Annotated in this window: 8 protein-coding genes and 1 pseudogene; 5 read left to right on the top strand and 4 right to left on the bottom strand. The window is 64.3% G+C overall.

The genetic code is table 11. From position 1 onward, the window contains the following. The 4 genes from VGE27_RS05315 to VGE27_RS05300 all read left to right on the top strand — a co-directional run. The coding region (locus VGE27_RS05315) for a phosphate ABC transporter ATP-binding protein (protein ID WP_331048596.1) at window positions 1–596 on the top strand (596 nt) is incomplete at its 5' end. Then, on the top strand, window positions 593–1354 hold the full coding sequence (gene pstB, locus VGE27_RS05310; protein WP_331048595.1) for a phosphate ABC transporter ATP-binding protein PstB: 762 nt from the start codon (window positions 593–595) through the stop codon (window positions 1352–1354). The genes VGE27_RS05315 and pstB, both read left to right, overlap by 4 nt. Next, the gene (gene phoU, locus VGE27_RS05305) at window positions 1351–2058 is read left to right on the top strand and encodes a phosphate signaling complex protein PhoU (RefSeq protein ID WP_331048594.1); all 708 of its coding nucleotides are present in this window, start codon (window positions 1351–1353) and stop codon (window positions 2056–2058) included. The genes pstB and phoU overlap by 4 nt, the downstream gene beginning before the upstream one ends. After that, window positions 2055–3647: a Ppx/GppA phosphatase family protein gene (locus VGE27_RS05300; protein ID WP_331048593.1), complete on the top strand. Its 1593-nt coding sequence runs from the start codon at window positions 2055–2057 to the stop codon at window positions 3645–3647. Before phoU ends, VGE27_RS05300 begins: the two co-directional genes overlap by 4 nt. A 62-nt stretch (window positions 3648–3709) precedes the next feature. Here VGE27_RS05300 and ppk1 read toward each other — a convergent pair whose 3' ends face one another. The 4 genes from ppk1 to VGE27_RS05280 all read right to left on the bottom strand — a co-directional run bounded on the left by ppk1 (window position 3710) and on the right by VGE27_RS05280 (window position 8513). Beyond that, the gene (gene ppk1, locus VGE27_RS05295) at window positions 3710–5830 is read right to left on the bottom strand and encodes a polyphosphate kinase 1 (protein ID WP_331048592.1); all 2121 of its coding nucleotides are present in this window, start codon (window positions 5828–5830) and stop codon (window positions 3710–3712) included. Window positions 5831–5875: 45 nt separating this feature from the next. After that, window positions 5876–6913: an inorganic phosphate transporter gene (locus VGE27_RS05290; RefSeq protein WP_331048591.1), complete on the bottom strand. Its 1038-nt coding sequence runs from the start codon at window positions 6911–6913 to the stop codon at window positions 5876–5878. Between the two features lie 18 nt (window positions 6914–6931). Continuing rightward, window positions 6932–7543: a DUF47 domain-containing protein gene (locus VGE27_RS05285; RefSeq protein WP_331048590.1), complete on the bottom strand. Its 612-nt coding sequence runs from the start codon at window positions 7541–7543 to the stop codon at window positions 6932–6934. 199 nt (window positions 7544–7742) lie between these two features. Further along, entirely contained in the window at window positions 7743–8513 is a 771-nt protein-coding gene (locus tag VGE27_RS05280; RefSeq protein WP_345787985.1) for a rhomboid family intramembrane serine protease, read from the bottom strand. 173 nt (window positions 8514–8686) lie between these two features. Here VGE27_RS05280 and dnaK point away from each other — a divergent pair. Next, window positions 8687–10633 (top strand): annotated as a pseudogene (gene dnaK / locus VGE27_RS05275) (molecular chaperone DnaK); the annotation flags it as partial. Between the last annotated feature and the right edge of the window lie 218 nt (window positions 10634–10851).

Genomic DNA, 10851 nt, shown 5'->3' with positions numbered 1-10851 from the left:
CCTGGGTGCGTGGCCATGTCTCACTCTGCGAGCCGCAGCGCCTGACCGATGTCTACGCCCACGGCACCGACGTGAGCGCGCTCCGCCAGCGCATCGGCATGGTGTTTCAGTATCCAACGCCGTTTGTCACGCAGTCCATCTTCGACAATGTCGCCGCGGGGGTACGGGTGGGCCGGCCGGGTACCTCGCGCGCCGCGCTCGAACATGCCGTGGAGGACGCGCTCGAACGCGCAGGGTTGTGGCGCGAAGTGGCCGATCGTTTGCACGGTAGCGCCATGGCCTTGTCGGGGGGTCAGCAGCAACGCCTGTGCATCGCCCGGGCATTGGCGGTGAACCCCGATGTGCTGCTGCTCGACGAACCCACAGCGTCGCTCGACCCCATTGCCACACAGCGCATCGAAGAGCTGCTGTACGACCTCCGCGGCAGCGTGACCATGCTGCTCGTGACACACAACATGCAGCAGGCCGCACGCATCTCCGACACGGCCGCAGTGCTGCTCGATGGTCTCATCGCCGAATGCGCCCCCACCCGGCAACTGTTCACGACGCCCCGCGACTCGCGCGCCGAAGCGTATGTGATGGGGCGTTTCGGATGACACCGGCGCATGCGGTCACACTGACCCGGTTCTCCGCGTGGTTCGGAGCCACACCGGCATTGCACAACATCGAGCTGCACGTGCCGCAGCGATCGGTGACCGCCGTGATCGGGCCATCGGGTTCCGGCAAGAGCACTCTGCTCCGCGCCATCAATCGACTCAACGATGGCATCCCCGGCGTGCGCCACGCCGGCACCGTGCATCTTGGCGACGAAGACATCTATGCCGCGCATGTGGACACCAGCGTGCTTCGGCAACGCGTCGGCATGGTGTTTCAGCGTTCCAATCCGTTCCCGCGTTCCGTTCGCGACAACGTGGCCTACGGTCCGCAACTGAATCGCCAGCTCAAGGGCCGCGAACTCGATGATGTCGTCGAGCATGCACTGCGTCGCGCCGCGCTGTGGGATGAAGTGAAGGACCGACTGCGTCAGGACGCCCGCACTCTCTCCGGCGGCCAACAGCAACGCCTCTGCATCGCGCGCGCGCTCGCCAACGATCCCGAAGTGCTGTTGCTCGATGAACCGAGCAGTGCCCTCGACCCGCACGGCACGCAGCGCATCGAAGAACTGATGTATGAACTCCGTCAGCAGCTCACCATGCTCATCGTGACCCACAACATGCATCAGGCGGCCCGTGTGGCCGATCGGACGGCGCTGCTCGTGGACGGAGTCCTCGTCGAGGAGGGCCCCTCGTCGCGCCTGTTCACGCGCCCCTCCGACTCGCGCACAGAAGCCTTCATCACCGGACGGTTCGGATGACCCCGCAGAGCCGCCCGGGATACCGGCACTTTCACGACGATCTCGCCGCCCTCACGCAGCAGCTGCTCGACATGTCCGAGCAGGCGGAGTCGCTGGTCGCGCTGGCCATGGAGGCCCTGCTCAGCCAGGACGCCGACAAGGCCGATGCGGTCATCGAAGCCGACGAGATCCTCGATCGCGTGGAAGTGGAAGCCGAGGAGCGCGCCATCGCCATGCTGGCGCTGCAACAGCCCATGGCCCGTGACCTCCGGTTCCTCGTCGGTGCCATCAAGGTGTCCAGCGACATCGAGCGGGTGGGTGATCACGCGGTGAACATTGCGCAGGCGACAGTACGGATGGCCGAGCTGCGCATGCCGCTCATGTCACTCCCCGCCCTGCCCGACATGGCGCGCCGGGCCCGGACGATGCTGAGCAATGCCCTCGACGCGTTCATCCGGGGTGACGGCGCCCTCGGGCGGGCCGTCGGCAAGGCCGATGACGAAGTGGACGCCCTGCACAGTGAGATCTACCGCACACTGTCCGCGAGCATGGTGCGTGACTCCCGCCTCGTGCCGATGGCGCTGGAACTGCTCATCGTCAGCCGCAATCTCGAGCGCATCGCCGACCTCGCCACCAACATCGGGGAGAACGCGGTCTATCTTGCAGAGGGCAAGCAGATTCGCCATCGCTACGACGAGACCCACGACGCCACCGACCAGTCATGACGGGCACGCCACTTCCCACCGGCGACGTACGCATCGCCGCCATCGACATCGGCTCGAATTCCGTCCGGCAGATCATAGCCGACGTCTCGCCGCTCGGGCAGATCCGGGTTATCGACGAGATGAAAGCCATGCCGCGCCTCGGCGAAGGGCTGGAAGCCACCGCGCAGCTGTCCGAAGAGGCGATGGAAGCTGCCGTCTCGGCCGTTCAGCGCATGGTCACCCTCGCCGGTCAGCTAGGCGCGGCGCGCATCGAGATCGTCGCGACCAGTGCGGTGCGCGACGCCAACAACGCCGCCGATTTCACGGGTCGGGTAGCCGCGGCCACCGGCCACCAGCTCCGTATCCTCAGCGGCGAAGAAGAGGCGCTGCTCTGCTTTCGTAGCGCGCTCGCCCACTTCGAGCTCGGCGCCGGCCGGACCGTGATCATGGACATCGGCGGCGGCTCGCTGGAGATCGTGCTGTCGAAGGATGGCCTCATCGAGCGCGTAGCCTCACTGCCATTCGGCGCCGTACGCCTGACAGAGAAGTTTCTCACTCCAGCCGTGCGCCCACGTCGGGTGCGTGCGCTGCGTGCTCATGTGCGTGAGGGGCTCAAGAAGGCGCTCCCCGTGAAGGACTGGCGCGGTGCACAGATCATTGGCTCGGGCGGCACGTTCACCAACCTCGCCGGCATGGTGCTGGCCCGGCAGCGCGTCGCCGTGCGATCGGCCCACGGCACTCGTGTCACACGCGTGGAGCTCGAACACGTACTCGACTGGTTGCAGCGTCTCGACAGCGAAGAACGGCAGCGAGTGGCTGGCCTCAATCCGGCTCGGTCCGATATCATCGTCGCCGGCCTGGCCGTCGCCGCCGAAGTGTTGTCGCGCTTCGATCCGCATGATCTGCTCACATCGGGCTACGGCATTCGCGAAGGGCTGCTGCTCGAGGCAGCACGCATCTCGCCCGTTGTGGCCGACCCGGGCATGGCCCGTGACCGGTCGGTACGGGAGTTCGCCGAGCGCTGTCACTATGAAGAGCCGCACGCACGACAGGTGCAGATGCTGTCGCTGCAGCTGTTCGATGCGCTGTCTGGCCGACTCGATCTCACCGTCGACGACCGCCGCATTCTCGCCGACGCCGCGTTGTTGCACGACGTAGGTTACCACATCAACTACGAGAAGCATCACAAGCATTCGTTTCACCTGATCTCGCACGCTGAGCTGCTCGGCATGACGCCTGCCGAACAGGTGGTGATCGCGCATGTGGCGCGGTACCATCGTGGAGCGCCGCCGAAGCTCAAGCACTCCGGCTTCGGTCAGCTCGATCGCAGCCTGCGTGAGCGCATCGTGAAGTTGTCGGCCATCCTGCGGTTCGCGGATGGTATGGACCGTGGGCATGTGGGCGCCGTCGGTTCGATGACCGTGAAGTGGAGTTCCGAGGCACTGCGCGTCACCGCGCTTGAGGCCGAGGGTGCGACCAATGTGCGTCTCGAATGCTGGGGCGCGAGCCGCAAGCGTCAGTTGCTCGAGGAAGTACTCGGCCGACGGGTGATGGTGATGACGTCGGACGGCGTGGAAGTCGACGCCAGCGACGACGGCGAAGGGGAGTAGCTGTAAAACAAACGCGCCGTCAGATGATGACGGCGCGTTGTCGTTGCGGCTGGTGGTCGATGTCAGATTGTCTTGGTGCGGGCTCTCTTGCGGGCCGGCCGTGGTGTCGCGTCTCCCCACGGGTGCTTGCTGAGTACCACCTGCGTGGCGCGCTCGGTCTGGTTGCCGGGCTGGCGTCGCCGATACGTACCGTCGGAGCCCAACTCCCACGCCTGTCGATTGTCGGCCAGGCAGGTCTCGAGCACAAGCTGGATGCCACGGTGCAGCGCCACATCCTCGATGGGCGTCATGGCTTCCACGCGACGGTCGAAGTTGCGGGGCATCCAGTCGGCAGAGCCGATGTAGTACTCCGGCGTGCCACCGTTCGCGAAGTGCACGATGCGCGAATGCTCCAGAAAACGCCCGATGATACTGATGACGCGAATGCGCTCGCTGACATCCTTGATACCGGGCACCAGGCAGCAGATGCCGCGCACGATCAGGTCGATCTCCACACCAGCCTGCGAGGCTTCGTACAGCGCCGCGATGATCTCCGGATCCACCAGCGCGTTCATCTTGGCGATAATCCGTCCACCGCGCCCCGCCTTGGCGTGTTCCGCCTCGCGCTGGATCAGCTGCAGGGTGCGTGCGCGCAGGTTGCGCGGCGCAATCGCCAGACGGCGATAGTGGATCTGCCGCGACACGCCCGTCAGTGAATTGAACAGATCCGACAGGTCGGCGCCGATCTGCGGGTTGCACGTGAACAACCCCACGTCCGTGTACAGGCGAGCCGTCTTCGAGTTGTAGTTGCCCGTACCAAGATGCACATAACGCCGGATACCATCGAAGTCGCGTCGCACCACAAGCACCGTCTTCGCATGCGTCTTGAGGCCAGGCAGACCGTACGCCACATGGATGCCGTAGTTTTCCATGGTGCGCGCGAAGTTGATGTTGTTGGCTTCATCAAATCGCGCCTGCAGTTCGATCAGCACCGCCACCTGCTTGCCGGCTTCCGCGGCCTCGGTAAGCGCTCGCTCGATGGCCGTGTCGCCGGAGGTGCGGTAGAGCGTGACCTTGATGGCCAGCACCTGCGGATCGTTCGCGGCTGCCTCCAGAAACGCCTCCACCGACGCACTGAACGATTCGTACGGATGGTGCACCAGCACATCGCGTTCACGAATGGCCTCGAAGATGTTGCGGCCTTCACGGAACGCACTCGGCACCATCGGCGTGTGCGGCGCATCGCGCAGCTCCGGGACGTCCAGCGAGGCCAGCTGCATCAGGTCACCCAGTTCCAGCAGGTCGTCCTGGTCATGCAGGTCACGCAGGCTCACCGGCGCCACGTACTGCGACTCGGTCTCGCTCAGCTCTTCCATGAGCAGCTGCCGGATGCTCTCCGGCATCTCACGCTGCACTTCGAGGCGCACCACCTCGCCGAACCGGCGCTGGAACACCTGTTGCTCGATGGTCTCGAGCAGGTCTTCCGGCTGGTCCATCTGCCCGAGCTCGAGATCCGAGTAGCGCGTGATGCGGAACGTGTACCAACGTTCCACATCCATCCCCGGAAACAAGGCACCGAGGTTGGTACCGATCACCTGCTCCAGCGCCACGAACCGGTGCCCCCGTCCCGTCCCCACCCAACGAGGCAACGAGCGCGGCACCTTCACGCGGGCGAAGTGCGACTTGCCGGTCTCCGGGTCGCGAATATCCACCGCGAGCGAGAGCGACAGGTTGGAGATGTAGGGGAACGGGTGTCCCGGATCGACCGCCAGTGGCGTCAGGACGGGGAACACCTGCGTCTCGAAATAGCCCGCCATCCGCGCGCGCTCGTCATCGTCGAGCGCATCCATCGGTACGATTTCAATGCCGTGCTGGGCGAGCGCGGGCAGCAGCTCGCGGCGCAGGGCCCGGCGGCGCCGACCCAGCAGCTCATTGACCCGCTCGCGAATGGCTTCGAGTTGCTCGGGCGGGGTCAGGGGCTCCGGTGCGTACTGCTTCGCACCGGCCGCCACTTTGCGCCGCAGACCCGCGACGCGCACCATGTAGAACTCATCGAGGTTGGTGCTGAAGATCGCGAGAAACTTGAGTCGCTCGAGCAGCGGAACGCGGTCGTCCAGCGCTTCTTCCAGCACGCGCGCATTGAACTCGAGCCACGACAGTTCGCGGTTCAGGTACGGCAGCGCCAACGATGTTGCAGAAGCCATCAATGCACGCCGGGGCGCGAGGCACCCCGGCGTCTCCTTGCGGGATCAGAGCGGAATGAAGGCGGCGAGCAGCTTGTACGACAGAGCCGCCATGAGCGCGCTCGCCGGGATCGTGATGACCCATGCCCAGACGATGCGACCCGCCAGTCCCCATCGCACGGCCGAAAGCCGGTTCGTGGCGCCCACACCGACGATGGCACCCGTGATGGTGTGCGTGGTGCTCACCGGGATACCGAACTTGGACGCCACCAGGATGACCATCGCACCACCGGTTTCGGCGCAGAATCCGCCCACCGGACGCAGCTTCGTGATGCGCGTGCCCATCGTATGGACGATACGCCAGCCGCCAAAAAGCGTTCCCAGCGAGATCATGGTATACGCGCTGAGCTCCACCCAGATGGGGATCGTGTCCAGCGACGTCACGTGCAGGTGCGCCAGCCAACCGGTCTCATTGACGAACGCCGCCTGCGTGGCGACCAGCAGGCCGACGATGATGCCCATCGTCTTCTGCGCGTCATTGCCACCATGGGCCAGCGACAGCAGCGCCGAGCTGGTGAGCTGCAACACCCGAAAGGCTTTTTCGGCCTTCGCGTTCGCCACCCGGCGAAAGAGGTTGAACACGATCACCATGAGCAGGAAGCCCATGAGCGCGCCCAGCATCGGCGAGAGGGCAATGGCGGACAGGGTCTCGATCCACTTCTTGCCCCACAGCAGCGCCTCGAAGCCCGCCTTCGCCACGGCCGCACCGGCATAACCACCGATGAGCGCGTGCGAGGAGCTCGAGGGAATGCCAAACCACCAGGTGATCAGGTTCCAGATGATGGCGCCGAGCAAGCCACCGAGGATGACGTTCGCATCGACGATGTTCAGGTCGATGAACCCGGCCGCCACCGACTTCGCCACGGCCGTGCCGACGAAGAAGAGCGCCGAGAAGTTGAACACGGCCGCCCAGATCACGGCCGCCAGCGGACTCAGAACACGGGTGCCGACGATCGTCGCGATCGAGTTGGCGGAATCGTGGAACCCGTTGATGAAATCGAACGCCAGCGCGACGGCGACGATGATGATGACAAAAGTGACCACAGTGTACCAGGCAGCGCGTCAGCTGTTCTTGAGCGCGATGCTCTCGAGGACGTTCGATACGTCCTCGCACTCGTCGATCGCTTCTTCCAGCGAATCGAAGATCTCCTTCCACTTCAGCACTTCGATCGCCGGCTCTTCGCGATCGAACAGGGCGCCGACCGCCTGCGCGTACAGCACGTCTCCTTCTTCTTCGAGCTGCTTGATGATCTTGCCGTGCTCCATCATGCGTTGACGCTTGGTCACGTCACCCACAGCGGCCAGGATTTCCTTGCTGGCCCGCACGAGCACGTCGGCCATCTGCACACCACCATCGCGCGGCGCCACGATGCGGAACATCGCCACACGACGCGAGGTGCCGTTGATCAGGTCGATCACGTTGTCGAGTCGCTTGGCCAGCAAGTGGATGTCTTCGCGATCAAGCGGCGTCACGAAGCTCGTGTCGATACGCTGGTTGATCAGTTGCACGATGGCATCGCCATCCGTTTCCACCTTCTTGATCTGGGGCGTCAACTGCGCCGAGTTGGCGGGGTTCTCGAACAGGGTGCGCAACAGCGCCGCCGCCTGACCGATATGAACCGCCAACTGGCGAAAGTGATCGAAGAAAGTTTCGTCCTTGGAGAAGAGCTTCACGAAGCGGAGGGGCTGAAGTCAGGAGTACGCCGCGGGCGAGGCTCCGCGCTCGAATGAAAGCGAACGGGTGCCACGGGTCACCGCAGTCGCTGTAACGATTGCGTCACCACCGTCCGAACGCCATCGGGACGGCAAGAGAATCTTCCTTCGTTACAGGACGGAGACGAAGCAGCGCGCAGTGCTCCTTGCACCGAACGGTTCAGGACCAAACGACTTTCGCGTCACTCACCGCGCGTCGGCGACGCACCAGGTCGGCATTCTCGAACAACCTCGCCAACAACACGCCGGCGACGAATCCGCCCACATGCGCCCACACGGCCACACCGCCGGAAATCTCACGGCGTAGTGGGGAGAGCTCGGGCAATCCCGACAGCACCTGACTGCCAAACCACAGGATCAACACCGCCCACGCCGGAAAACGAATCAGGAAGATCGGTGGGATGTAGGTCCGCACCCGCACACGCGGATACATCACCAGATAGGCGCCCATGATGCCCGAAATCGCCCCCGATGCACCCACGGTGGGCACCGGCGAGGTGGGATCGATGGTCAGGTGTGCCATGGCGGCAATCACGCCCGTCAGCAGGTAGAAGATAAGAAATCGGCCACGCCCCATGCTGTCCTCGACATTGTTGCCGAACACCCAGAAGTAGAGCGAGTTGCCGATGATGTGCCCCCAGCTGCCGTGCAGAAAGATCGACAGCACGGGCGTGAGCCAGTTGATGGGCTCGTTGTCCACGACACAGGCCAGCGCCTGATCGCCGAAACGCCCCAACGGCACGCCCAACCCAAGCGGCGCCTGCCCGCTGATCTCGCCCGGCACAAAACCCAGGTTGCACACACTGATCGCCAGCGGGTACGGGCTGCCCGCCCCCTGTACGAAGAACCACACCGACCAGGTGACCGCCAGGATCACCAGCGTCATGACAGGCGTCCGAAGAGTCGGGTTGTCGTCGGAGACGGGAAACATGGCACCCCTTTCAGGTCAATTTGACAGCCTGCCATCACGACAGGCTCTGTTACGGCAACACATGGCACAATTCCGCCGTCACGGCAGGGAAATCCGGCCCGGTGCTTGCCACTGGCTACACCGAGCATCTCCGGGGCCATCGCAACTGACGCCCCTTCAATCCGGACTCTTCGACGAGATCCCTTATGGCTGAAAAAGTTATCGGCATCGACCTGGGCACCACCAATTCCGTGGTGTCCGTGCTGGAAGGCGGCGACCCAGTCGTCATCCCGAACGCGGAAGGCGGTCGGACCACCCCGTCAGTCGTCGGCTTCACCAAGGATGGCGAGCGCCTCGTTGGCCAGATCGCCAAGCGTCAGGCCGTCACCAACCCGCAGAACACCATCTTCTCGATCAAGCGCTTCATGGGCCGCCGGTCCGCCGAAGCGCAGAGCGACCAGTCGCGCGTGCCTTACAAGATCGTCGCCGGCCCCAATGATGTGGCAGCCGTCGAAGTCGGTGGCAAGCGCTACACGCCGCCCGAGATCTCGGCCATGGTGCTCCAAAAGATGAAGCAGACGGCCGAAGACTATCTCGGCCACAGCGTCTCCAAGGCGGTCATCACGGTCCCGGCGTACTTCAACGACGCCCAGCGCCAGGCCACCAAGGACGCCGGCAAGATCGCCGGCCTCGAAGTGCTGCGCATCATCAACGAGCCCACGGCGGCCGCTCTCGCCTACGGCCTCGATAAGAACAAGAAGACCGACGAAAAGGTCGCCGTGTTCGACCTCGGCGGCGGTACGTACGACATCTCGGTTCTCGAGCTGTACGATGTCGACGGCACGCGCCAGTTCGAAGTGAAGTCCACCAACGGCGACACGCCCCTCGGCGGCGACGACTTCGACCAGCGCGTCATGGACTGGCTCGTGGCCGAGTTCAAGCGCGACCAGGCGATCGACCTGTCCAAGGATCCGATGGCCATCCAGCGCCTCAAGGAAGCCGCGGAAAAGGCCAAGATGGAGCTGTCGAGCGCCAACAGCACCGACATCAACCTGCCCTTCATCACGGCGGACCAGTCGGGCCCGAAGCACCTCAACTACTCGCTCACGCGCGCCAAGTTCGAGCAGTTGGTCGATGACCTCATCCAGCGCACCCTCGAGCCCATGAAGCAGGCGCTCAAGGACGCCGGCATGCAGCCAAACGAAGTCGACGAAGTGATCCTCGTCGGCGGTTCGACGCGTATCCCGAAGATCCAGCAGGTGGTGAAGGAGTTCTTCGGCAAGGAACCCAACAAGGGCGTGAACCCGGACGAAGTCGTCGCCGTCGGCGCGGCCATCCAGGGTGCGGTCCTCACGGGTGAGCAGAAGGACGTGCTGCTGCTCGACGTGACGCCGCTCTCGCTCGGCATCGAGACGCTCGGTGGCGTGATGACGGTGCTCATCCCGCGCAACACGACCATCCCGACCAAGAAGGCGGAAACGTTCTCCACGGCGGATGACAACCAGAGCACGGTCGAAATCCACGTGCTGCAGGGTGAGCGCGAGCTGGCCGTCTACAATCGCACCATCGGCAAGTTCCAGCTGTCGGGCATCCCGCCCGCTCCGCGCGGCATGCCGCAGGTCGAGGTCACGTTCGACATCGATGCCAACGGCATTCTGCATGTGACGGCGCGCGACAAGGCCACCAGCAAGGAACAGAAGATCCGCATCGAAGCGTCGAGCGGCCTGTCGGACAACGACATCGACAAGATGGTCAAGGACGCGGAAAAGAACGCGACCGAAGACAAGGCGCGCCGTGAGCAGATCGACACGCGCAACCGACTCGACTCGCAGACGTATGAAGTCGAGAAGAACGTGAAGGAGTGGGGCGACAAGGTGGCCGCACCGCTCAAGGAACGGATCGACGCCGCCATCGAGCGTGCCCGCAAGGCGCTGCGCGGTGACGACATCAACGAGATCCGTGCGGCCCAGGAAGAGCTGACCAAGGCCTACAGCGAAGCCGGTCAGGCCTTCTATCAGCAGCAGGCGTCTGAGGCTCCCGCCGATGGCGCTGGTGCGGCTCCGTCGGGCGAGCCGGCCCAGCCGAAGGCCGAGGAAGTGGCCGAGGCGGACTACGAGATCGTCGACGACAACAAGAAGTAAACAGAACCCGCAGAATTAGCCGGGCAAAGCTGTCGCCCGGCTAACAGATTACACTTTGGCCCCGTCGGAAACTGCCGGCGGGGCTTCGGTGTCTCAGAGTGGCACAGGGCAGTTCTCGTGACATCAACGCAGCGAGCCATGTCAGCACGATTCTCACGTTTCCGCTTTGCCACCGCCGCCGTCGTCAGCTTCGGCGCAGGTGTCATCTTCGCCTCCGG

Source organism: Gemmatimonas sp., from assembly GCF_036405635.1.
Lineage (GTDB): Bacteria > Gemmatimonadota > Gemmatimonadetes > Gemmatimonadales > Gemmatimonadaceae > Gemmatimonas.
This window is presented reverse-complemented; position numbering and strand designations above follow the sequence as displayed.

Coding starts and splice junctions, on each gene's coding strand:
- pstB (WP_331048595.1), top strand. CDS start 593: ATGACACCGGCGCATGCGGTCACACTGACCCGGTTCTCCGCGTGGTTC.
- phoU (WP_331048594.1), top strand. CDS start 1,351: ATGACCCCGCAGAGCCGCCCGGGATACCGGCACTTTCACGACGATCTC.
- VGE27_RS05300 (WP_331048593.1), top strand. CDS start 2,055: ATGACGGGCACGCCACTTCCCACCGGCGACGTACGCATCGCCGCCATC.
- ppk1 (WP_331048592.1), bottom strand. CDS start 5,830: ATGGCTTCTGCAACATCGTTGGCGCTGCCGTACCTGAACCGCGAACTG.
- VGE27_RS05280 (WP_345787985.1), bottom strand. CDS start 8,513: ATGTTTCCCGTCTCCGACGACAACCCGACTCTTCGGACGCCTGTCATG.